Origin of the sequence: Clostridium sp. UBA5988 (assembly GCF_002435615.1) — a bacterium.
GTDB lineage: Bacteria > Bacillota > Clostridia > Clostridiales > Clostridiaceae > Clostridium_J > Clostridium_J sulfidigenes.
Map to the genome: position 1 here is coordinate 154,691 of NZ_DJBA01000075.1, position 23,069 is coordinate 177,759.

At 28.5% G+C, this 23,069-nt stretch carries 22 protein-coding genes; all 22 read left to right on the top strand.

Annotated features, from left to right (window positions below):
* Positions 1 to 44 precede the first annotated feature (44 nt).
* The 22 genes from B3J31_RS16245 (at position 45) to B3J31_RS16350 (ending at position 23,061) form a co-directional block, all read left to right on the top strand.
* On the top strand, positions 45 to 1,718 hold the full coding sequence (locus B3J31_RS16245) for a DUF11 domain-containing protein (protein ID WP_346867995.1): 1,674 nt from the start codon (positions 45 to 47) through the stop codon (positions 1,716 to 1,718).
* A gap of 558 nt (positions 1,719 to 2,276) precedes the next feature.
* A complete protein-coding gene (locus tag B3J31_RS16250) occupies positions 2,277 to 3,383 on the top strand; it encodes a DegT/DnrJ/EryC1/StrS family aminotransferase (RefSeq protein WP_346868145.1) in 1,107 nt (368 codons plus the stop codon).
* Positions 3,384 to 3,486: 103 nt separating this feature from the next.
* Positions 3,487 to 4,083, top strand: coding sequence for a sugar transferase (locus B3J31_RS16255; protein WP_150842428.1), 597 nt, complete (start codon positions 3,487 to 3,489; stop codon positions 4,081 to 4,083).
* 15 nt (positions 4,084 to 4,098) lie between these two features.
* The gene (locus B3J31_RS16260; protein ID WP_346867994.1) at positions 4,099 to 4,785 is read left to right on the top strand and encodes a YveK family protein; all 687 of its coding nucleotides are present in this window, start codon (positions 4,099 to 4,101) and stop codon (positions 4,783 to 4,785) included.
* Positions 4,785 to 5,513: a polysaccharide biosynthesis tyrosine autokinase gene (locus B3J31_RS16265; RefSeq protein ID WP_150842430.1), complete on the top strand. Its 729-nt coding sequence runs from the start codon at positions 4,785 to 4,787 to the stop codon at positions 5,511 to 5,513. Before B3J31_RS16260 ends, B3J31_RS16265 begins: the two co-directional genes overlap by 1 nt.
* An 87-nt stretch (positions 5,514 to 5,600) precedes the next feature.
* Positions 5,601 to 6,278: a NeuD/PglB/VioB family sugar acetyltransferase gene (locus B3J31_RS16270; protein WP_150842431.1), complete on the top strand. Its 678-nt coding sequence runs from the start codon at positions 5,601 to 5,603 to the stop codon at positions 6,276 to 6,278.
* Complete coding sequence (locus B3J31_RS16275; protein ID WP_150842432.1) at positions 6,244 to 7,392, top strand: glycosyltransferase; 1,149 nt, start codon at positions 6,244 to 6,246, stop codon at positions 7,390 to 7,392. Before B3J31_RS16270 ends, B3J31_RS16275 begins: the two co-directional genes overlap by 35 nt.
* 64 nt (positions 7,393 to 7,456) lie before the next feature.
* Positions 7,457 to 8,563 (top strand): glycosyltransferase, encoded by a 1,107-nt coding sequence (locus tag B3J31_RS16280; protein WP_150842433.1) that lies wholly within the window; start codon positions 7,457 to 7,459, stop codon positions 8,561 to 8,563.
* Between the two features lie 57 nt (positions 8,564 to 8,620).
* Positions 8,621 to 9,517: a glycosyltransferase gene (locus B3J31_RS16285; RefSeq protein ID WP_150842434.1), complete on the top strand. Its 897-nt coding sequence runs from the start codon at positions 8,621 to 8,623 to the stop codon at positions 9,515 to 9,517.
* A gap of 13 nt (positions 9,518 to 9,530) precedes the next feature.
* The gene (locus tag B3J31_RS16290) at positions 9,531 to 10,616 is read left to right on the top strand and encodes an EpsG family protein (protein WP_346867993.1); all 1,086 of its coding nucleotides are present in this window, start codon (positions 9,531 to 9,533) and stop codon (positions 10,614 to 10,616) included.
* Positions 10,617 to 10,639: 23 nt separating this feature from the next.
* Positions 10,640 to 11,800 (top strand): glycosyltransferase family 1 protein, encoded by a 1,161-nt coding sequence (locus B3J31_RS16295; RefSeq protein ID WP_346867992.1) that lies wholly within the window; start codon positions 10,640 to 10,642, stop codon positions 11,798 to 11,800.
* Entirely contained in the window at positions 11,772 to 12,962 is a 1,191-nt protein-coding gene (locus B3J31_RS16300) for a glycosyltransferase (protein ID WP_346867991.1), read from the top strand. Before B3J31_RS16295 ends, B3J31_RS16300 begins: the two co-directional genes overlap by 29 nt.
* Positions 12,963 to 12,976: 14 nt before the next feature.
* Positions 12,977 to 13,996 carry a glycosyltransferase family 2 protein gene (locus tag B3J31_RS16305; RefSeq protein ID WP_346867990.1) on the top strand — a complete coding sequence of 340 codons (1,020 nt, stop codon included), beginning with the start codon at positions 12,977 to 12,979 and terminating at the stop codon, positions 13,994 to 13,996.
* Between the two features lie 16 nt (positions 13,997 to 14,012).
* Positions 14,013 to 15,197 (top strand): CDP-glycerol glycerophosphotransferase family protein, encoded by a 1,185-nt coding sequence (locus tag B3J31_RS16310; protein WP_346867989.1) that lies wholly within the window; start codon positions 14,013 to 14,015, stop codon positions 15,195 to 15,197.
* The gene (locus B3J31_RS16315; RefSeq protein WP_346867988.1) at positions 15,181 to 15,603 is read left to right on the top strand and encodes an adenylyltransferase/cytidyltransferase family protein; all 423 of its coding nucleotides are present in this window, start codon (positions 15,181 to 15,183) and stop codon (positions 15,601 to 15,603) included. The genes B3J31_RS16310 and B3J31_RS16315 overlap by 17 nt, the downstream gene beginning before the upstream one ends.
* Positions 15,604 to 15,616: 13 nt before the next feature.
* Positions 15,617 to 16,567, top strand: coding sequence for a glycosyltransferase family 2 protein (locus B3J31_RS16320; protein WP_346867987.1), 951 nt, complete (start codon positions 15,617 to 15,619; stop codon positions 16,565 to 16,567).
* 10 nt (positions 16,568 to 16,577) lie between these two features.
* Positions 16,578 to 17,528, top strand: coding sequence for a ChbG/HpnK family deacetylase (locus B3J31_RS16325; RefSeq protein WP_346867986.1), 951 nt, complete (start codon positions 16,578 to 16,580; stop codon positions 17,526 to 17,528).
* Positions 17,525 to 18,508 (top strand): glycosyltransferase family 2 protein, encoded by a 984-nt coding sequence (locus B3J31_RS16330; protein ID WP_346867985.1) that lies wholly within the window; start codon positions 17,525 to 17,527, stop codon positions 18,506 to 18,508. Before B3J31_RS16325 ends, B3J31_RS16330 begins: the two co-directional genes overlap by 4 nt.
* A 21-nt stretch (positions 18,509 to 18,529) precedes the next feature.
* On the top strand, positions 18,530 to 19,726 hold the full coding sequence (locus B3J31_RS16335; protein ID WP_346867984.1) for a glycosyltransferase: 1,197 nt from the start codon (positions 18,530 to 18,532) through the stop codon (positions 19,724 to 19,726).
* 14 nt (positions 19,727 to 19,740) lie between these two features.
* Positions 19,741 to 20,931: a glycosyltransferase gene (locus B3J31_RS16340; RefSeq protein ID WP_346867983.1), complete on the top strand. Its 1,191-nt coding sequence runs from the start codon at positions 19,741 to 19,743 to the stop codon at positions 20,929 to 20,931.
* A gap of 29 nt (positions 20,932 to 20,960) precedes the next feature.
* On the top strand, positions 20,961 to 22,148 hold the full coding sequence (locus B3J31_RS16345; RefSeq protein WP_346867982.1) for a glycosyltransferase: 1,188 nt from the start codon (positions 20,961 to 20,963) through the stop codon (positions 22,146 to 22,148).
* 13 nt (positions 22,149 to 22,161) lie between these two features.
* Positions 22,162 to 23,061 (top strand): glycosyltransferase family 2 protein, encoded by a 900-nt coding sequence (locus tag B3J31_RS16350; RefSeq protein WP_346874242.1) that lies wholly within the window; start codon positions 22,162 to 22,164, stop codon positions 23,059 to 23,061.
* Positions 23,062 to 23,069: the final 8 nt, after the last annotated feature.

Below are 23,069 nucleotides of genomic sequence, written 5' to 3' on the forward strand. Positions count from 1 at the left end.
ATTAACCTTGGAGTACGGATAGTAGATATAATAGGAGTGAGTTTATGAATAATGATATAGATATAAAAACAAAGGAAGAAGTTACAGATATACCATCAGTTGTAAATTCAAATTTTGAAGTAAATCAAAATGCTTTAACTATGATTAAAAGTGTATGTCCAGAATCTGCAACAGTAGGAACAATATTAACCTTTACTGTAATTCTTACTAACAATTCTTCGGAGCCATTAAATAATATTGTATTTAGTGATATTTTAGATAGTAATTTAACTTTAGTTCCAAATTCAATATATGTGAATGAAGTATTACAGCCAGAAGGAACAACTTTAAATAATCTATCTATTCCATCACTACAAGTAACTACTCCAAGAGCTTTTAATACTGTAAGATTCTCAGCTAGGGTTACTGGTACTGGAATAGCAGCTTCAAACCGAGCTACTGCAACCTATTTAATTGGAACTCAAACAACAATTAGAACAGCAGTATCCAATATTATTAATGTAGAGATTAGTTCGCATTGCATATCAGTAGCCAAATCAGTAAATTTATGCCAAGCTATGATTACAGATACTCTTCGTTATACAATTACTATTATTAATAGAGGAAATGTAGAGATTACTAATCTTATACTAGTTGATAAATTGGATAAAAGATTAGAGTTAGTTCCAGGCAGCGTGAGGATAAATGGTGGTGAACAACTTCAAGGGAGAGTGGATATTTGTAGGTTAATTCTACCCAATCTTCCAGCACCTACTGATATGCAGACTATGACTACTCTTACAGTAACTTTTGATGCCATTATAAGAGATGCTAGAGTTAATTCCAATTCTTCAATTATATGCTGTGAAGAAAAAAATAAGACCTTCACAGTTTGTAACCATGCTATGATAGCATATGGATTTGTGGGAGAAGTAGCAGGTGTGTTAAAAACTAATAAGGTTGCTACAGTAATAACAATTCCAAGACCTTGTTTAACAGCAGTTAAATCAGTTTCAGATGAATGTGCTAGAGTAGGAGACACATTGACTTATACAATTATTTTAAATAATACAGGCAATGTACCTCTTACAGGAATACTTTTATCTGATATAGTTCCAGCTAGTTTAACTGTAAATCCGTTAACAATAGAAATTAATGGAGTACCAGTACCAGGGGCAACAGCTGATACTCTAAGAAAATTATTAATACCAGATATGGTAGTACCTCCAATTGGAACATTGGAACCAGTTGTTGTAACCTTTGAGGCTACAGTTGGAGCAATTGACTATAATTCTATATTCAATAAAAGACCATGTATTCAGAATATGGCTGCAGTAACCTATCACTATGTAGGAAGTAGATTCCCTATGACAACAAATACTAATACCGTAAGTACTAGAATAATAGATAATCCGTCCCAATATGATGTGTTTCTTCCTATCAATCTATCACCTTGTGATCCATTGATAGCTACAGTATCACAGGTAACTCCAACAGTTATATCAATCTCACCTTCAAGTGAAAAATACAACATTATAATTAATGTGTTATATTCAATAGTAATAAACTATAGAAGTGTAGATGGAAAATTAATAGAGATAACTAGATATTATAAAGTGGCAATTCCTGACCCAGATTATACTGTGAATACGAGTGTTACTGTAAGTTCAATAGGAAGTCCTATAATTATAAAAGGGCATTTAATCAATGTTAAGTTAAGATTTAATATAACAAACTAAAATTTAGAAACTATAAAACTAAAGCTGAAGGTAATTTAACAAATAAATTGTATTAGAGTGTGTCATAGCAATGCTATGCACACTCTTTTACTATATACTAAAACTTTTAGACAATATTATAAAAGTTTTAATGTAACTTTAGGGTGAAAGAAGAATTTTACTATTAAAATAATTAGTTATATAAAGTAGAAGTATGTATAAATAAGTGCATATACATACAAATAAAGTATCATGCAAAAGGTCATTGTTATTTTCTAGGATAAAAAGGCGAAGAAAAATAAATGAAATAAATGTAAAAAAGTGGTAATATTGATTTGTGATAAGGAATTTTAATATGTAAGTTTTAAGGAGAAGGAAAGAATTTTTTTACATATTATCCTATGAAAGGAGGCGAAGTTTATAGTGGAAAATATGAAAAGTAACAAGGATATTATTAAATCAATAAAGTTCAACAAAATAGATGATAGTAAAGAAAGTTTACAATTAGCAGAACAAAGTAGGTTTAGTGAAACAATTAATGAAAATAGCAAAAGGAAAATATATCTTTCATCGCCTCATATGGGTGAGGAAGAAATTAAGTACGTACTTGAGGCTTTTGATACTAATTGGATAGCACCAATGGGGCCTAATGTAGAGAATTTTGAGAATGAGGTAGCAAACTATGTAAAAGTAAAAAGAGGTTTGGCACTAAGCTGTGGAACTTCAGCAATTCATATGGCACTGAAGCTATTAGATGTAAAAAATGATGATTTAGTTTTTTGTTCATCATTAACCTTTGTGGCAAGTTGTAACCCAATAATATATGAAAGAGCTGTTCCAGTATTTATTGATTCAGAACCTGAAAGTTTTAATATGTCTCCCAAAGCATTAAAAAGAGCCTTTGAATATTATAAAGAAAAAAATATGAAGCCTAAAGTGGTAATTGTAGTTCATTTATATGGTCAAAGTGCAGATATGGATGAAATAATTGAAATTTGCAACTCTTATAATGTGCCTATTGTAGAAGATGCTGCAGAATCATTAGGTGCAACTTATAAGGGTAAGCAAACTGGAACCATGGGTGAATTTGGAGTATTCTCTTTTAATGGAAATAAAATAATAACTACTTCTGCTGGTGGAATGCTTGTATCAAATAATATGAATGCCATAGAAAAAGCAAGATTTTGGGCCACTCAAGCTAGAGATAAGGCTAGATATTATCAACATTCAGAGCTTGGATATAACTATAGAATGAGTAATATTTTAGCGGGAATTGGTAGAGGTCAACTTAAAATATTGAATCAACGAATAGCTAAGAAAAAAAGTATTTTTGAATTTTATGATAGAAATTTTAGGAATATTCCATGGATTCATATGGAAGAAATTTGTGACTATGGAACATCAAATTATTGGCTTAGTGTGATGACTTTATCTAAAGGATGCAAAATTAAACCTATAGATATAATAAAAGCCTTAGAAAAAGAAAATATAGAAGCAAGACATATTTGGAAGCCTATTCACCTTCAACCTTATTATAAAGAATTTAATTTTTTTAGTCATAATGATGTAGGTATAAGTGTATGTGAAGATATATTTGAAAGAGGAATTTGTCTTCCATCAGATACAAAAATGACAATTGAAGATCAACAAAGAGTAATAGATGTTATAAAAGGATTATTTAAATAAAGTTTGGAATTATAGGTAACTTATATTTGATTAATATAAAATTAAAATTATAAATTTATATTTAAAAAGACAGAGATAAAATTTAAGAAAGTTCGAGGAGAATATGTTTATAAAAAGAATATTTGATGTTGCTATTTCAATATTAGGACTTATTATTTTATTACCTATGTTAATTATTATAGCACTGATAATAAAGATTAAATTAGGAAAACCTATTTTTTTTATACAAGAGAGAGTAGGAAAAAGGAATAAGATTTTTAAAATGATTAAGTTTAGAACAATGAAAGATATAAAGGATGAAAATGGGAAGGTATTACCAGATGAAAAGAGGCATACAACAATAGGAAAAACACTGAGAGCATTAAGCCTTGATGAAATACCAGAGCTTATAAATGTTATAAAAGGAGATATGAGTTTAGTAGGACCAAGACCTCTTTTAAAAGAGTATTTAAGTTTATACTCACAAGAGCAGTTAAGAAGGCATCAGGTTCTACCAGGAATTACGGGGTGGGCACAGATTAATGGTAGAAATGCTATATCATGGACAGATAAATTTAAATTAGATATATGGTACGTGTGTAACTGGTCCCTACTTTTAGATTTGAAAATTTTATTTTTGACCATATATAAAGTTATTAAAAAAGATGGAATAAACCAAGATGATAATATTACCATGGAATACTTTAATGGAAGCAATTAAAGGAGGATGAAATTTATGGATGAAAAATTGATAAATTTTGATGAAATAGTATATTTACTAAAGAAAAAAATTTGGATTTTAATGTTAATTACTGGAGCTATATCATGTTTAGGTGGTTATAAAGCTTCATTAATGACTACAAGTTATCAAGCTACGGCGAAAATTTACGTTGGTAGAGGAAATAATCTAATGGACTATTATTCTCAGAATGAAATTCAATATTACAATGAATTTATGAATACCTTTAATGAAATAATTAGAGTAGATGATTTTTTAAATGAAACATTGAAAAAATATAAAATTAACAAGTCGTCTTGGGAAGTGAAAAATTCATTAGGTTTTTCTGCATCAGAGAATACACCTATATTTACAGTAACATATAATACAAGTGATATGGAGGGAGCAGAACAGGTACTAACAGCTATATGTGAAGAGTTTAATGAGCAAGCAAAAACTATAATTCCAGATGCTAAGCCGAGAATTATAGATAGTACTAAAGTATATCCCATAGTACCAAATAAAAAGAAGCTAATGCTTATGTACTTCGGAGTGGGTGTAATATTTTCTTTGGGATTAATATTTTTTATAGATTATCTTGATGACACTATTAAGAGTAACTCTAGATTAGAAAAAGTTTTACCAGTACCAGTATTAGGAAATATACCTAAGCATGAAAAAGGATTTAAGGGAGGAAGAGAATAATGTTTATATACAATAAAATGCCACATTCTATATCTGCTGAATCCTATAAATCCATACGCACAAGTTTAAAATATTCATCTGTTGATAAAACAATAAAGACCATTGTAATAACTAGTTCAGTACCAGGAGAGGGAAAATCAACAATTGCTGGTAATTTAGCACTTTGTTTAAGTGAAAGTGGAAATAAAGTTTTAATTATAGATTGTGATCTTAGAAGACCATCTTTACATAAAAAATTTAGGATTTCTAATTTAAAGGGAATTACGGATTGTTTAATTGATAAAGATAATTTAAAAGAATCTATACAAGAATTTACTTCTGACCTATCAGTAATATCATCAGGTACTATTCCTCCTAATCCTGCAGAAATTTTAGGTTCGAAAACTTTTGAAAGATTTTTAAAAAATATAGGAAGTATCTATGACTATATAATATTAGATACTCCACCGTTACTAGCTGTTACTGATGCCAGCATTCTTGCAGGTAAAGCAGATGCAACAATTATAGTGGTGAAGTACGGCAAAACTAGAGAAAAAGATATTAACTTAGCATATAAAGAATTAAAAAAGGTAAATGCAAATGTAGTTGGAAGTATACTGAATAGTTGCGACATGAAGAGAACAGATTCTTATTATAAATATTATCCTAAAGAAAAAAAGAGTTTTTTTAGTAAAAAATCAAGAAAAAGAAATTATGAAAAATATAAAGCAAAAAAAGTTAATGCTTAAAATGTCAAATTAAACATATTAATCTTTGACTTTAAAAATCAATTGTCATGGATTTGTTTTATTAAATGTGAAAAAGAGGAAGTTGCTATGAAAAAAGTTATCATTATAGGAGCAGGAGGAGTTGGAAGAGAAGTTGCATTAATAATAAATCAAATTAATAATTTTAAACCAACTTGGAATATAATTGGATTCCTAGATGATAATCCAAGAAATTTAGGGAAAACTTTAAACGGACATAGAATTATAGGAAATGTTGAGTTATTAAATTACATTAGTAAAGACATATATGTTGTTGTAGCTATATCAAACTATAGAGTAAAGAAAGAAATAGTTTCAAAATTAGGGGGAAAATTTAAATTTGCAACTTTAATTCATCCAAGGGTATCCATACATGATTTTATGACTGTAGGAGATGGAACAATAATATATGAAGGAGCAATTTTAACAACAGATATTAAAATCGGAGAACATGTAATAATAAGTCCTAAATGTGGTATTGGTCATGATTCTATTATAAAAGATTATGTATCCTTGTTATGGAACGTAAATGTTTCAGGAGGAGATATTATTGAAGAAGGAGTACTTATGGGATCCTGCTCTACGGTAATTCAAAATTTAAAAATAGGAAAGGGAGCAATAATAGGAGCTGGCTCTGTAGTAGTAAAGGATATCCCAGCTTATAGTACTGCTGTAGGAGTTCCTGCAAGGGTCATAAGGGAAGAGGAAGTTTATGAAAAAGATATTATATATAACAACAGTAAGTAGAACAATTAATGCATTTTTAATTCCACATATAGAAATGTTAATAGATAAAGGATATGTTGTTGATTGCGCATGCTTTATAGATAAGCCTATAGACAAGAGATTAATATCTAAAGGAGTTAAAGTATACAATGTACCATTTTGTAGAAAACCTTTAAGTTTAAGAAATTTAAAAGCTTTTTGGAGATTAAGATTTATACAAAAGAAAAATAAATATGATGTTGTCCATGTTCATACACCTATAGCAGCATTATACGGAAGAATATTAAAACTTTGGTTTTCTAAAATAAAAATTATATACACAGCTCACGGTTATCACTTTTATAAAGGTGCGCCTAAGATAGCATGGTGTATGTTTTATCCTATGGAAAAGCTTATGGCTAAATTTACAGATGTAATAATAAATATTAATAATGAAGACTATGAACTAACTAAAAATAAGTTAAAACCTAAAATGTGTTACTTTGTTAATGGAGTAGGTATAGATATAGAGGATATTAGAAGGACTGAACTAAAAGCAGAAGAGCTTAATATACAGGAGCTCTCTTTTGATAAAGATGATTTTATAATACTTATGATAGCAGAATTAAATCATAATAAAAACCAACTTCAGCTTATAAAGGCATTGGAACTTATAAAGGATAAGTATCCAAAGATTAAGGCAATTAGTGTAGGAGAAGGAAATAGGTTAAAAGAATTAAAAGAGGAATTAGTAAAAAGGGGAATAGAAAAAAATATAAGTTTTTTAGGTTATAGAGAAAACATAAATGAGCTTATAAAAATTTCAGATATAGGGATACTACTCTCCTATAGAGAAGGGTTGCCTAAAAGTGTAATGGAATTTATGGCACATGGAAAAAAAGTTATAGGTACTAATATAAGAGGAATAAGAGATCTTATAGAAAATGAAAGTATAGGTAAGCTAGTAGAAGTGGGAGATTATGAAGCTACTGCAAGGGCTATAGAGGAATATTATTTAGAAGGAGATAGAAGCTTTAATACACCTAAGGAAATAGAAAAATATGAATTAAATAATGTAATAAGTGAGTTGGAGTATATATATGATACTTTAGATTTACAAGACTACTATTTGCCTGAAAAAAATGTGAATATATAAAGCATAACTTTTACTAGATTTTAATAAGTAGCAATGAAAATATATATTGAAGGGATGTAAAAATATGAAAAGATGTCTTCATATATTACCAATGAATAAGCTAAGTGGAGCTGAAAAAATGGTACTGCTAATTTGTAAGAATTTAACTAATTATCAGTCGATAGTCCTATGTGGGGGGGACAAGCTTAAAAAAAGTTTCCAGGATAATAATATAAATAGTTATTCCTTAAGTTTTTCTAAGAAGCATATTTTAAAAAATATAAAGTATCTTAAAAATATTATAAGGGATAATGATATAAAAATAGTCCATGCTCATGATAATAATGCTTCAATACATGCTTATTTAGTAAAGAGTATATATGGAGTGGATATAAGGGTAATATCTCATATTCATAGTTGCTATCCATGGATAAATAGTAATGGATTAAAAAGTAGTATTGATAAGTTATTAAGGCCCCAATATGATTACAATATTACTTGTGGTAAGGTTGTGTATGATTTTTATAAAGAAAATACAAACTATCTTAATAAGGAAAAAATATCTATATTATCTAATGCTATGGATGTAGAAGAAATAATAAATTTTAAAAGTAATAAAAGGGAGTGGATAGCTACAAAATATAATATTCCACAGCATGTAAAAGTAATAGGATTTGTAGGAAGAATAGATGAAGAGAAGGGACTTATTCCTTTTATAAAAGAATTTAATAATTATAAGGAAAACTTTAAAGATACAAAGATTCTTATCATTGGAAGTGGATCACAAGAAGAAGAAATTAGGGCTATGGCAAAGAAATTAGAATTGGAAGAGTTTTTTGTATTTACAGGATTCCAAGAAAATGTATATGATTTTTTCCCTATCATAGATGTGTTTTTTCTACCTTCACTATACGAAGGCCTTCCAATGGTAATACTGGAATCTATGGCATTTGGAGTACCTGTTGTAGCTATGGATGTAGGAAGTATAAGTGAAGTTATAAACTCTTATAGAGGAAGGCTTATAAAGCCAGGAGATTATAGAAGCTTTATGGAGGAATTAAGAAATTTGAAAGAGGATAAACAATTAAGAATTAATCTTGGAAATAATGGACGTGAATTTATAAAAGCAAACTATAATATAAAAAATTACTGCAAGGAAATTGAAAAAGTCTATGATAGTATTAGTAAGTGATTTATTTGAAAATAAAAGCAGATATAGAAAAAGCATGATTTAGGATGGAGGATATTAATGAAACCAATTTTAACAGTTTTTACGCCAACTTATAATAGAAAAGAACTCATATATAAGTGTTATGAAAGTTTGAGAAGACAGACAAATAAAAATTTTAAATGGTTGGTAATAGATGATGGATCAACAGATGATACTAAAGAGCTGATTATAAATTGGAAAGAGGAAGCAGATTTTCTAATAGATTATATATATAAAAAAAATGGTGGTATGCATAGTGCTCATAATACTGCCTATGAAAATATTGATACAGAACTAAATATATGTATAGATTCAGATGATTATATGACAGATGATGGAGTTGAAAAAATTCTAAAGGCTTGGGATGAAAGAAAGGCAGAAAATATAGCGGGAATTGCAGCTCTTGATTTATATGAAACTGGTGAGATAATAGGAACAAAGTTTCCAGAAGGATTAAGGGAAGCTACTTTATTTGATATATACCATAAATATGGTATTAAAGGAGATAAAAAACTTATATATAGGACTGAGCTTACAAAAAAATATCCATATCCTGAATTTGAAGATGAGAAATATGTGGGACTAGCTTATAAGTGTCATAAACTAGATGAAAAGTACAAACTAGCTTTGGTTAATGAACCTGTTTGTATTGTAGAATACATGGAAGATGGGTCTACTAAGAATATGCTTAGACAATACAGAAATAATCCTAAGGGATGGTGCTTTTATAGGATAGAAAACTTAAAGATACCTAATACATCTTTAATATACAAATTTAAAGAATGTATTCATTATGTTTCTAGTAGTTTAATTGTAAAGGATAAGAATTTTTTTAGTAAGGTTCCATACAAAGGAATTATGTTAGCAGCTATTCCACTGGGATATATTTTATATAGTTATATAATCTTTAGAACTAGAGATATAAGAAACTTATAGAAAGGAGAAAAAGATGGGAATATATTATGCTACCTTAGCTTCAACTTTTATATTATCATTGCTTGCTAGAATGGCTAATGATAAAAAGTACAAGATTATAGCTATCTTTTGGATTTCTCTTGTAGTTTCGGTTTTAGTATTATTTTCAGGGCTAAGGTCTGGTATTGGAGATACAGGTATGTATAAGCACACCTATGGTCTTTTAGTAGAAAATCCTAATTTTTCTAAAGCTAATGGCGACTATGGTTTTGTCCTATTAAATTTAATTTTAATTCAATTTTCCAATAATCCACAAACTATAGTATTTGTAGTAGCTCTAATAACTCAACTATGTAATGTCTATGTATTAAACAAGTACAGGAGTTATATAGAACTAGAAATATTTATGTATATAGCAGCAGGTTATTTTACAGTTACCATGAATGGAATGAGACAGTGTTTAGCAGCAGCTCTTTTATTTCTATGCGTAAAGTTTATTATAGATAGTAGCTTTAAAAAATACTTATTAAGTGTACTTATAATTTCAACTATTCATCAATCAGCTCTATTTATGATTCCAATATATTTTATAGCAAGATTAAAACCTTGGTCAAAGAAAATATACATGATAATTGGAATTGCTGTATTAGGACTTCTTTTTTATGAGGTGCTAAGCGGTTACTTGTTTAAGATTATAGAAAATACTAATTATGGGTATTATTCAGATTTTGACGAAGGAGGATCAAGTATAATGAGAACCTTTGTAAACATGGTTCCAATTATATTTGCATATTTAAAAAGAAATGAATTAAAAGAAAAGTGGCCACAGAGTAATATATTTGTTAATATGGCTCTTTTAAATTGCATATTTGTAGCCTTTGGTATGTCAAATTGGATATTTAATAGATTTTCATTATATTTACAATTGTACAACTTTATACTATTGCCATATATAATACAGAATTGTCTAGAGGGTAAGCAAAGACGAACAATATATTTAGCATTCATAGTGTGTTATCTAATATTCTTTTATAGAGAGCAAGTAATAGGACTTAATATGGAATATAAGAGCATTTTAGATATAAAATCTATTTTCTATTATACTCCCAATCATAGATAAAAAGTAAGGAGGAGAGATGAGAAGTGAAAAGAAATAAGGTGCTTCATATTGTAGGTGGAATGGACGTGGGTGGTACCGAAACTATGCTTATGAATTTATATAGAAAGGTTTATAAGGAGATTCAATTTGACTTTGTTTCTTATTACCATAAGGAAGGCTATTATGATGAAGAAATTAGAAAATTAGGTGGAAGAATAATAAAGTTAGATCCTCCAAGTGAAGTAGGTGTTATAAAATCCGTAATAAATTTAATGAAAATCATAAAGAATGAAGATGAGTATAGTGCTGTTCATGCGCATACTTTATTTAATTGTGGAGTGGGAGTATTGGCTGCAAAACTGGCTGGAGTAAAGGTAAGAATATCTCATGCCCATACTACTAAGGATTGTAGTAAAAGTCTAATAAAAAGATTATACACTTCCATAATGAAGGGATTAATAAAGGGTTTTTCCACAAACTTTTTGTCATGTAGCGATGCAGCAGGTGAGTATTTATTTGGATACAGTACACTTAAAGATGATAGATACTGTAAATTACCTAATTATATTGATTATGAAAGATTTATTAATAATGAAGGTGCTAGCTATATAAGAAAAAAATTAGGAATTAACAATGATGATATTTTAATTGGTAATGTAGGAAGGTTTATTCATGCAAAAAATCATAATTTTCTAATTAATTTAATGTCAAACTTAGTGAGAATAAATCCTAAATTTAAATGTATTTTAATTGGTGACGGAGACTTAAGGGGTCTTATAGAAGAAAAAATTAAAAAATTAAACTTAGAGAATAACATACATCTGTTAGGTATTAGAGATGATGTGAATAACATTCTTAAGGAAATAGATTTATTTATATTACCATCTACCTATGAGGGATTAGGCCTTGTACTTTTAGAGGCACAAGCTTCAGGAGTACCATGTTTAACATCTACGGCTATTCAGCCGGAAGCAGATTTACATCTAGGTCTACTTAGAAGATTAAATCTTGAAGCAGGTATAGAAATTTGGAGTAATACAGTAATGAAAATGTTAGAACAATCCAATGTTGATAAAATGTTAATAAAAAGAACATTTGAGTTTCAAGGATATAGAATTGAGGATATTAAAGGTAAGCTATATAAATTATATGGAATAGAATTAGAAGGGAATAACTATGAAGAATGTGCTAATAGCATCCTTTGATATGGAAGTTGGGGGAGTAGAGAGAAGTCTTATAAATATGTTAGAAAGCTTTGATTATAACAATTATAATGTAGATTTGATGTTATATAGACATAAAGGAGATTTTATGAAGTTATTAAGGGGAAAATTTAACATTTTAGATGAGATAGAAGAATACACCGCCTTTCGAAAATCCATATTAGAGATATTTAAAGATAAAAAAATTGGTTTAGGATTAGCACGTATTAAAGCTAGAACGGATGCTTCTAAATATGCTAAGAAAAATAGTTTAGAGGAATCTGGACATGTACAGATGCAGAGGATGTGGCAATTTTCATTGAAATATTTACCTTGTTTAAATAAAGAGTATGATGTAGCTATAAGCTACCTATGGCCACATTATTTTGTAGCTAATAAGGTGAAGGCTAAAAAAAAGATAGCCTGGATTCATACGGATTATTCCTGTATTGATACTGATGTTATAGAGGATATAGAGCTTTGGAATAAATTTGATTCTATAGTAGCTGTATCGGAAGAATGTAAAAATTCCTTTTTAAAGAAATATAACAAACTAAAAAATAAGATGGTGGTAATGGAGAATATTGTATCTACAGAGTTTATAAGATTCATGGCTGAAGAAGAAGTGGAAGATGATATAAGTAAAGGAAAAGGCTTTAAGCTTTTATCAGTAGCTAGATTGTCAATGGCAAAGGGAATAGATAATGGAGTTAGAGCTTTAAGAATATTGCATGATAAAGGGTTTACAGATATAAAGTGGTATGTAGTTGGTTATGGGGGAGATGAGGGTATGATAAGGAGGTTAATAAAAGAGAATCATCTTGAGAAAGATTTTATAATACTAGGAAAAAAAATCAATCCCTATCCCTATATGAAAGGTTGTGATTTATATGTACAGCCATCAAGGTATGAAGGACGAGCTGTAACTGTTACTGAGGCTCAAATACTAGGAAAGGCTGTAATCATTACTAACTATCCTACGGCTAAAAGTCAGTTAAGAGATGGATTTGATGGATTAATATGTGATCAATCAGTAGAAGGAATAGCTGCTGGAATAGAAAATATTTACAGTAATAGACATTTAAAAAAGGAAATAGAAGAGTGTTGTAGAAAGAGTAACTATGATAATATGGAAGAATTAGGAAATATGTATAAGCTATTTTAAGAAAGGGAGAAGATATGGAACCGCTAGTAAGTATAATAGTTCCTATTTACAAGGTTGAAAAATATATAAGAAGGTGTGTAGAGAGTATTTTAAATCAAAGTTATAAAAACATTGAGATAATCCTTGTAGATGACGGTTCACCAGATAATTGTGGAAGGATTATAGAAACATATGAGGATAGTAGAATAATAGTTCTTCATAAGGATAATGGAGGTTTATCTGATGCAAGAAATTATGGAATGAAATACATTACCGGTGAATATACTTTATTTGTAGATAGTGATGATTGGATAGATTTATCAATGGTTGAAACTTTGGTTGACATTGCAGAAGAATACAAAGCTCAGGTGGTTCAAGTCGGATTTTATTATGCTTATAAAGGATATCTTTTATATGATGATAGATATTATAAAGAGAGTGATGACTTAGTTTTGTTAAATAATAAAGAATTGATGAAAGAGCTAGTTATCAATGAAAGGATAAAAAATTTTGCCTGGGGTAAGCTTTATAGAACTGATATTATAAAGGACATACCCTTTAAAAAAGGGGTTTTGTTTGAAGATATATTTTGGGCACATTTAGTCATGGAAAAGGTAAACAAATATGTTATATGCCATAAGCCACTTTGCTATTACCTTCAAAGAAGTAATAGCATTGTAGCTGTCTATAGTGTGAGAAATTTAGATATGGTAAGAGGGTTAGAAGAAAGACATAGGTATATAAAGGAAAACTACAAAGAACTTGTTAACGAATCTTATAGGAATTTATTTAATGGAATAACAACTCAATATGATCTTTTAAATAAGAATAAGGAGTTTGACGAGAATTATAAATATAGAAGAATGCTTAGAAATTCTATTAAAAACAGATATGATGAATTTGAAAAGGCACTGAAGGATGATAAGAATCTATATAAGAGATTAAAGGCATTTAGAAAAAGTGATTTTATTTATAAAGGATATATGCTTTGGTATAGGGTAACCTTAAGGTTGACTCATAAATATTCACAACATTTAAAGAGGATAAATGTTTAGCATAAAGGAGTTCAATATGAAGAACGTAGGAAAAAAAATAAAGGAAAATGCATATAACTTAGCTTTGAAGTTTTTTAGCTGTCTTCCTATAAAGTTGAACAAGGTGTTTATATATAGTTATTATGGAAGTCAGTATGGTGATAATCCTAAGTATATATCAGAATTTTTAGTTAATAGGTATCCTGCAGATGTTTTTGACGTAGTTTGGGCATTTAATAATCCAAAGGAAAGGGAACAGCTTAGTGGAATAAGAAAAGTTAGGACCATGTCCCTAAAGTATTTTTATGAGATGTGTACGTCAAAGGTGATAGTTACAAATTTTAGAACTACAGAATTCTTTAAAAAGAGAAAAGAACAGTATTACATTCAAACCTGGCATAGCTCTTTAAGATTAAAGAAGATTGAAGGGGATGTTGGAGATTCCTTAAAAAAAGACTACATAGATATGGCGAAGAAGGATTCTAAAAAAATGGATTTGCTTCTATCAGGATGTAAATATAGTACGGATATATTTAAAAGAGCCTTTTGGTATGATGGAGAAATAATGGAAGGTGGAACTCCAAGAAATGATATGTTAATTGGAGAAAATAAAGAGCTAAAAAAAGAAATTAAGAAAAATCTAGGAATAGATGAAAAGATAAAGGTTGTATTATATGCACCTACCTTTAGAAATAGCGAAGGTGTTGAGGTCTATAATTTAAACTTTGAAAAAATAATAGAATCCTTAAAGGAAAAGTTTTCAGGGGATTGGGTTTTCTTAGTTAAGCTTCATCCACACATGATAAATAAATCTAAGGAGATAATTAAAGGCAAAAGAGTAAGGGATGTTACTACTTACGATGACATTCAGGAATTACTACTTATAGCAGATGTACTTATATCTGATTATTCCTCCTTGATCTTTGATTTTGAAATCACAAAGAGACCTTGTTTCTTATATGTGCCTGATTTAGAGGAATATAAGAGTAAAGAAAGAAGATTATACTTTGATATAGATGACTTACCCTTTGTAATTGCTAATAGTAATGAGGAATTAGAGGAAAACATATTAAAGTTTAATCAAGATATATATATAGAAAATATTTCAAACTTTGACAGAGATATTAGTAGCTTTGAAGATGGACAATCTTCAAAAAGAGTAGCCAAGAAAATTTATGAGGTTTGTCATGGAAAGGAGAGTTCAGATGAAAAAGAAGTATAAAGTAGGATATACAACAGGTGTATTTGATATGCTCCATGTTGGTCATTTAAATATATTAAAAAGAGCAAAAGAACAATGTGAATATCTAATTGTTGGGGTCAGCACAGATAAACTTGTTTTGAAGTATAAGAATAAAACACCTGTAATACCATTTGAAGAAAGATTAGAAATGGTAGAAGCTCTACAATGTGTAGATCAGGTTGTGCCACAGATAAACAGAGATAAATTTGAAGCCTGGGAACAATATAAATTTAATGCAATGTTCGTTGGAGATGATTGGAAGGGAAATCCACTATTTATGGAGGTTGAGAAAATGCTTAATAAAGAAGGGGTTGATGTTGTATATTTTCCTTATACAAAAAATACCTCATCTACTATATTGAGAGAAAAATTAAATGTTATATAAAGAGGTAAGTTGTATGAAACCTGATATAAGTATTATTATCCCAATATATAAGGTGGAAGAATATCTTCCAAGGTGTATAGATAGTATCTTAGCACAAACTTTTACTAATTTTGAAGTTATATTAGTAAATGATGGTTCACCTGATGGAAGTGGAAAGATATGTGATGAATATGCAGAAAGGGATAGTAGGATAAAAGTTGTTCACAAAGAAAATGGAGGGTTAAGTTCTGCAAGAAATGCTGGAATATCAATATCAAGCGGGAAGTATATAGGATTTGTAGATTCTGATGATTATATTAATAAAGATATGTATTCTAAGCTTTATGAATTATGTGAAAGGACAAATTCTCAAATCGGGATTTGTAATTTTAAAAGAGAAGTAAATGTGGAATTACAAGATGTAGATGATGAATTAATTATAAAAGAACTAGATAATCAAGCTGCAATGAAGGAATTATTTAGAGGTGTACTTTATAGATTTTCAGCATGCAATAAGCTTTTCCACAGTAGTTGCTTTAACGGTGTTAAATTTCCAGAAGGCAGAATTCATGAGGATTTAGCTACTACTTATAAACTATTTAGTAATTCAAGAAAGAGTGTATATACAAATTATCCAGGATACGTTTATGTAAAAAGGGAAAATAGTATCTTAACTGATAAATATAATTCCAAGAGGTTACAAGCATTTTTGACTTGGGAAGAGATTTTAAAGTTTATGATGGAAAAGTATCTTGAGTTAAAGGAAGAATATATTGCATGTTTTGCATATTGGTCTATAGACAATATCATATATATTTCCAGAGATATAGAGAGCGCTAATAGAAGTAAGTATATTAAGGAAATTATTCTTTTGTTGAAGAAATATTATAAAGATATAATGATTAATCACAAATTGTCCCTTAAGTGTAAAGTAAGAGTGAATATGGTAATTGCAACTAATATAAATTGGATAATTCAAATGTAAGGGAGATAAAATGAGTAAATATTTAATTATCAATGCAGATGACTTTGGAGTTAATAAATCTGTTAATGAAGCTATAGTTGAATTACTAGATAATAAGTGTATATCATCGACAAGCTTAATGCCTAATACTAATTATTATGATGATGTAGCTTCATGGAGTAAAAATAGAAAAGATGTTGGTGTACATTTAACTTTTGTTAATGATGATACATTAATTAAGCATAGGAGTTTATCAAAGGAAAAAATGTTAGAAGATGAAAATGGATATTTATATGAAGATGTAAGTAAATTTAGAACAAAGTGCTCTAATGATAAGGTTATAAAAGAAGTAAAATTGCAAATTAAAAAAATGATGGATGATGGTATAAATATTAGTCATGTGGATTCACATAGATATGCGATACAGCCAACTGTTAATCCAGGGTTATTTATAAGGTTATGTAATGTATGTAATAAGTATGGGAAACTACCACTTAGGTGGGCGAGAAATGGTGGATATTTTGCTGGACAGGAAATTAGAAATTTATGTGATTCAGATAGAGCAGCAAAGTTCTTTTCTGCAATAGGTGACTTATATTCAATACCAATGCCTGATTATGTATTTATATTTCCCTATAGAAATAAATTTATAAGTTATAATTCTAAAAAAGAGGCTTTTTTAGAATTATTAAAAAATCTTCCTGATGGAATAAGTGAAGTTCATATACATCCTTCTATTGAGTCAGATGAAATAAAAAAAATTAACTGTACTTGGAAAGAACGAATATGTGAATATAGATTAATGCAAGATGTAGAGGTAATAAATTTTATTAATGATAAAAATATAGAAATGATTAGTTATAGTGATATTTCTAAATTTTCCAACAAAACAAATAAGTGCAAAGCACTTTATAGTATTTTTTATTATGGAGGAAAGTACCTTTTAAAGAAGTTAAAGATGTACTTTAGTATTAAAATATGATGGATAATGTTAACTCACCAATTATAAGTGTAATTATTCCAATATACAATGTCGAAGAATTTTTACCAAAGTGTATAGACTCAGTTTTAAATCAAACTTTAAAAAATGTTGAAATAATTTTAGTTGATGATGGTTCTACCGATAATTCTAGTATTATTTGTGATGAGTATGCATTGCTTGACAATAGGATAACGGTTATTCATAAGAAAAATGAAGGCCTTTCAGCTTCAAGAAATATTGGTATAGATGTTGCAAAAGGTAATTATCTTGCTTTTGTAGATTCAGATGATTGGATTGAAGAATCAATGTTTGAAATTATGTATAATACCATAGTAACAAATGATGCTGATATGGTTGTGTGTAATTATTATGAAGATTATGGAATGAAAAGTTATATTCCTAAAGTAGCAAAAGCGTATTATTCTGAAAAAAAGTGTTTTAATAATGTTCAAGCATTAGAACAACTTTATAAAATAAATTGGATTTTTAGCCTTTCTTGGAATAAGTTATATAGAAAGCGTTTATTTGGTAGTTTTAGATATAAAGAAAAAGTATGCTTTGAGGATGAATTTATTATACACAATTTACTTTTTAAGTGTAATAAAGTTATATATTTACCACAGTATTTTTATCATTATTATCAAAGAGAGGGAAGTATATTACATTCAAAGTTTAATGTAAGTAGATTAGATCAAATAGAAGCTATAAGACAACAAATACTTTTTTATAGAAGTAAGAAATTAATTGATTTATCGCATATGGCTGAAAAAAAGTATGGAGATGTTTTAATATGGTCATATTTTGTAGCTAAAAAGCAAATAGAAAATGTAGATTATGAGCTGAGAAAATTAAGAAAGAAGTTTATTAAAATTTATGGATACATTTTATTTAATCCATTATTCAGTAAAAAAAATAAAATTATGTTGGGGGTATTTTTAATAATGCCTAATATCTACGAGAGAATTACTAGAATCATATAAGTCATTCATGGAGGGGTAGGTATGAAAAAATCTATTTTGTTTGTTATAGACTCTTTGCACTGCGCAGGAGCTGAAAAAAGCATTACAACATTACTAAATTTATTAGATTATTCTAAGTATGAGGTAGACTTACAACTTTTAGGCTATGGTGGAGCTTTAGAGGGTATATTACGTAAGGAAGTTAATTTATTACCACCGTTGGAGTATACAAGATTTACTAATTTAAGCATTAAAAAAGCAATTTTTAAATCAGTAACAAATTTTAAAATTGGAATGTTGAAATCTAGAGTTTCATTTTCATATAAACTTAGAACAGCAAGTTTTAGCAATACTGAAAAGGCAAGGATATTTTGGCAATGTGCTTCAAAAGCAATACAAAGCTCTAAAAAGTACTATGATATTGCTATTAGCTATGCTCAAGGAGTTCCAACATTTTATGTGGCTGATAAGGTAAAGGCTAATAAAAAGTATACCTGGGTTAATGTTAGTTATAAACTACAAGGGATTGAACATGATTTTCAAAAAAAGTACTATGATATCTTTGACAATATAGTTGCAGTTTCTGAATCTACTAGGGAGATATTTTCAGAAAATTATCCTGAGTATAAAAATAAAATAAAAGTTATTTTAGATATAAATGACTATTCCATAATTAAAAGAATGGCTGCATCAGGTGAGAGTTTTGAAGATGAATTTAAAGGCTTAAGAATATTAACTATTGGCAGACTTGCTTATCAAAAGGGGTATGATATAGCAGTTGAAGCTTGCAGAATGTTAAAAGATAAAAATATAGATTTCAGATGGTATGTGCTTGGGACGGGCTACCAAGAAGAAGAGATAAAGACATGGATTAAAGATATGAAGTTACAAGAAAACTTTATATTACTAGGGGTAAAGTCAAATCCATATCCTTTTATTAGAGATTGTGATATATATGTTCAAACTTCAAAATTTGAGGGGTTTGGGTTAGCAATAGCCGAAGCTAGAATGCTTAATAAGCCAGTAGTAACGACTAGATTTGATGCTGTATATAACCAAATGGTTCATAGAAAAAATGGATTAGTTGTAGATATGAATTCACAAGGGATTTATGATGGGATTCTGCAAATAATTAATGATGATGAACTTAGAAATAGTATTATAGATCATGTTAAAGCTGAAAAGAAAGGTAATATAGAGGAATTAGATAAATTTTATAATTTGATAGAAGGTAAATAGATTAGGGGTTAAGTATGATACGAATAATATTTATGATTATTAATATGAACATAGGTGGTACAGAAAAAGCGCTGCTATCAATGATAAGAGAAATGGATAGAACTAAATGGGATATTACTATTCTTATGTTAGAGGAATATGGTGGATTTTTAAATGAAATACCAGATTGGGTTAGTGTTAAGTATGTAGATGAATATAAAAGTTTAAAATCATATTTTAATGAGTCATCTTTATCTGTGTTAAAGAAAAATGTAACAGAACATAAATATTTAGAGAGTATCATTATTCCTATATTATATTTCATCACTAAAATCACTGGGAATCTTAGCTACTATTATAAGTATATCTTTAAAAATGTAAAAGCGTTAGATAATAACTATGATATTGCAGTAGCTTATGCAGGACCTATGGACTTTATAACATATTTTGTAGCAAATAAAATAAAGTCAGAAAAAAAAGTACAATGGATACACTTTGATATAGAAAAAAAATATTTTAATAAAAAATTAGCATCTAAGCTATATAAAAGTTTTGACAGGATTTTTGTGGTATCCAAAGATGGGCTAGGTAAATTTATAAAGAGTTTTCCTAAGGTAGAGGATAAGACCCAAGTATTTTATAATATTTTAGATCATAAGAAGATTAATAGTTTGGCTGATAATGGAGAATCTTTTAAAGATGATTTTCACGGGATTAGGATTCTTACAGTAGGAAGATTAAGCAAAGAAAAAGGACAAGATTTAACTATACCTGTTTTAGCAAGATTAAAAAGTGAAGGGTATAAAGTACGTTGGTATTGTGTTGGAGAAGGTGGAGCTAGAAGTGAGTATGAGACAATCATAAATAAATTTAAAATTGAAAAAGACTATGTACTATTAGGAGCAAGATTAAATCCTTATCCATATATGAAAGATTGTGATATATACGTACAATCATCAAGACATGAAGGATACTGTATAACTTTAGCTGAAGCTAGGTGCTTTAATAATCCAATTATAACAACTAATTTTACTGGAGCCACTGAGCAAATAATTAATGAAGAAAATGGGATTATAGTTAGTGAAGATGCTGATTCCATTTATGTAGGGATTAAAAAGCTATTAGACAATAATGACTTATATGAGGCAATTAGAAACAACCTTAGTAGTAAAATTATAAATACAACAGCAGAAATTGAAAAAATTAGTAGAGTAATTATGAACTGAAAAATGACAGAAGGATAGGAGTAATGCCAGTGAAAAAAGTTCTATTTATGTTAAGCAGTATGAATATTGGTGGAGTTGAAAAGTCCTTACTTTCACTATTATCAGCTATACCAAAGGATAAATATAGTATTACCATCTTACTCCTTGAGAAAAAAGGAGGTTTTCTAGAATATCTTCCACAGTGGGGAAAAGTCGAAGAAACTAATTGGTTTCAAGATATAAAACCAATTCTTATGGATTCACCTTATGAGACTATAAAAAGTTATATTAAGAAGAGAAAGTATCATAAAATTCTTGGATTTTCTTATTCATATTTTAAGAGTAAAAAATCAAATGATAGATATATATATTATAAAAACATACTAAAGAGCATTCCAATGAATATGAAAGAATATGATGTAGCAATAGCCTATGCAGGTCCAACTGAGATAATAGATGCTTATATAACACATAAGGTTAAAGCAAAACTAAAAATCTCCTGGGTACATTTTGATATTTCACATCATGCGATAAATAAAAAATTATATACAAAGTTATATGAAAGATTTAATAAGATATTTGTAGTATCTAAGAATGCAGAGAGAATATTAAATAAGCAGTTTCCATTTACATCTACTAAATCTCAGGTATTTAACAATTTAGTTTCACATGAATTAATTAAAGACATGGCTCAAGAAAAAATAGATTTTGACAATGATTTTAAGGGTATAAGAATTTTGACTGTAGGAAGATTGTCTAAAGAAAAGGGGCAAGATTTAGCAATAAAAGTATTAGATAAATTGAAAAAACAAGGATATAAAGTTAAATGGTATTGCATTGGAGAAGGTAAGGATAGAGAAGAGTATGAGAAGCTTATAGAAAATCTAAATCTGAGAAATGATTTTATTTTATTAGGAGAAACTATAAATCCTTATCCCTACATAAAGGCTTCAGACATCTATGTTCAGCCTTCAAGGCATGAAGGCTACTGTATAACCATAGCAGAGGCGAAATGTTTAAACAAGCCTATAGTTACTGCAAATTTCATTGGCTCTAATGAACAGATTGAAGATGGACAGAATGGTTTAATTGCTGAGTGTAATGTAGATAAAATATGCGAAAAAATTAAATTTCTTATTGATAATCCAAAAGTTGGTGAAAATTTTTCAAAAGCTTTATCAAGGGAGAAGATAGATACAACATGTGAAGTTATTAAACTATGTAACTATATTGATTGAAAGGAAAAATGATATGAATCCTAAAATAAGTATAATAGTGCCTGTATATAATGTTGAAAAGTATATTAATAAATGTGTTGATTCCATATTAAATCAAACTTTTAAGGATTTTGAACTTATTCTTATAGATGATGGATCAACAGATAGTTCTGGTAAAATATGTGATGAATATGGTGAGTTAGATGAAAGGGTTATAGTGATTCATAAAGAAAATGGAGGACAGTCAACGGCAAGAAACGCAGGTATAAATATTGCAAGAGGTGAATATATAGGATTTGTTGATAGTGATGATTGGATAGAGGTTGATATGTATAAGATTCTTTATGATACATGTGTATATAATGATGCTGATATGTGTTTAACGGGTGTAAATGAGGTAGATGAAGGTGGAATTGTAATATATAAGTATATTCCTAAAGATATAATTTTTAGTGACATTTTAAAAAGAGCACATCCATGGAATAAATTATTTAGAAGAGAGCTATTTGTTAATAATAACTTATTATTTTATGAAGGCAAGTATTATGAAGATTTAGAGTTAATACCTAAGTTATATTTAAAGTCTAGTAAAGTGAGTGTGACAAAGGATATAGGATATAATTATTTTCGTAGGTCAGATTCAACAACTGGTAGTAAAGATGAGAAGATATTAGATTTGCTTTGGGGATACATTAGAATAAAAGATTACATTATACAAGAAGATTTAAGTATTGATTATAGATATGAATTTGATAATGGGGTAATATATTTTAAAAGTTTTTATATAGATATACTCTATAGGTATCCTGTAAAATTCTTATTAAAGAACTTTGCAAAAATAAAAAGAAGTTTAAGGAAACTAACTGTTTTTGATTATAAAGATATATTTAAATTTATAATAAATTATATTAGGTTTAAATTTAATAGTTTTTAGGTGGGTGT

Bases quoted from the DNA above. Each gene is read 5' to 3' on its own strand.
- B3J31_RS16250 (WP_346868145.1), top strand. From the start codon at position 2,277: ATGGGTGAGGAAGAAATTAAGTACGTACTTGAGGCTTTTGATACTAAT.
- B3J31_RS16300 (WP_346867991.1), top strand. From the start codon at position 11,772: ATGAAGAATGTGCTAATAGCATCCTTTGATATGGAAGTTGGGGGAGTA.
- B3J31_RS16335 (WP_346867984.1), top strand. From the start codon at position 18,530: ATGAAAAAATCTATTTTGTTTGTTATAGACTCTTTGCACTGCGCAGGA.
- B3J31_RS16280 (WP_150842433.1), top strand. From the start codon at position 7,457: ATGAAAAGATGTCTTCATATATTACCAATGAATAAGCTAAGTGGAGCT.
- B3J31_RS16270 (WP_150842431.1), top strand. From the start codon at position 5,601: ATGAAAAAAGTTATCATTATAGGAGCAGGAGGAGTTGGAAGAGAAGTT.
- B3J31_RS16315 (WP_346867988.1), top strand. From the start codon at position 15,181: ATGAAAAAGAAGTATAAAGTAGGATATACAACAGGTGTATTTGATATG.
- B3J31_RS16255 (WP_150842428.1), top strand. From the start codon at position 3,487: ATGTTTATAAAAAGAATATTTGATGTTGCTATTTCAATATTAGGACTT.
- B3J31_RS16340 (WP_346867983.1), top strand. From the start codon at position 19,741: ATGATACGAATAATATTTATGATTATTAATATGAACATAGGTGGTACA.
- B3J31_RS16260 (WP_346867994.1), top strand. From the start codon at position 4,099: ATGGATGAAAAATTGATAAATTTTGATGAAATAGTATATTTACTAAAG.
- B3J31_RS16310 (WP_346867989.1), top strand. From the start codon at position 14,013: ATGAAGAACGTAGGAAAAAAAATAAAGGAAAATGCATATAACTTAGCT.
- B3J31_RS16320 (WP_346867987.1), top strand. From the start codon at position 15,617: ATGAAACCTGATATAAGTATTATTATCCCAATATATAAGGTGGAAGAA.
- B3J31_RS16245 (WP_346867995.1), top strand. From the start codon at position 45: ATGAATAATGATATAGATATAAAAACAAAGGAAGAAGTTACAGATATA.
- B3J31_RS16290 (WP_346867993.1), top strand. From the start codon at position 9,531: ATGGGAATATATTATGCTACCTTAGCTTCAACTTTTATATTATCATTG.
- B3J31_RS16275 (WP_150842432.1), top strand. From the start codon at position 6,244: ATGAAAAAGATATTATATATAACAACAGTAAGTAGAACAATTAATGCA.
- B3J31_RS16350 (WP_346874242.1), top strand. From the start codon at position 22,162: ATGAATCCTAAAATAAGTATAATAGTGCCTGTATATAATGTTGAAAAG.
- B3J31_RS16265 (WP_150842430.1), top strand. From the start codon at position 4,785: ATGTTTATATACAATAAAATGCCACATTCTATATCTGCTGAATCCTAT.
- B3J31_RS16330 (WP_346867985.1), top strand. From the start codon at position 17,525: ATGATGGATAATGTTAACTCACCAATTATAAGTGTAATTATTCCAATA.
- B3J31_RS16305 (WP_346867990.1), top strand. From the start codon at position 12,977: ATGGAACCGCTAGTAAGTATAATAGTTCCTATTTACAAGGTTGAAAAA.
- B3J31_RS16325 (WP_346867986.1), top strand. From the start codon at position 16,578: ATGAGTAAATATTTAATTATCAATGCAGATGACTTTGGAGTTAATAAA.
- B3J31_RS16285 (WP_150842434.1), top strand. From the start codon at position 8,621: ATGAAACCAATTTTAACAGTTTTTACGCCAACTTATAATAGAAAAGAA.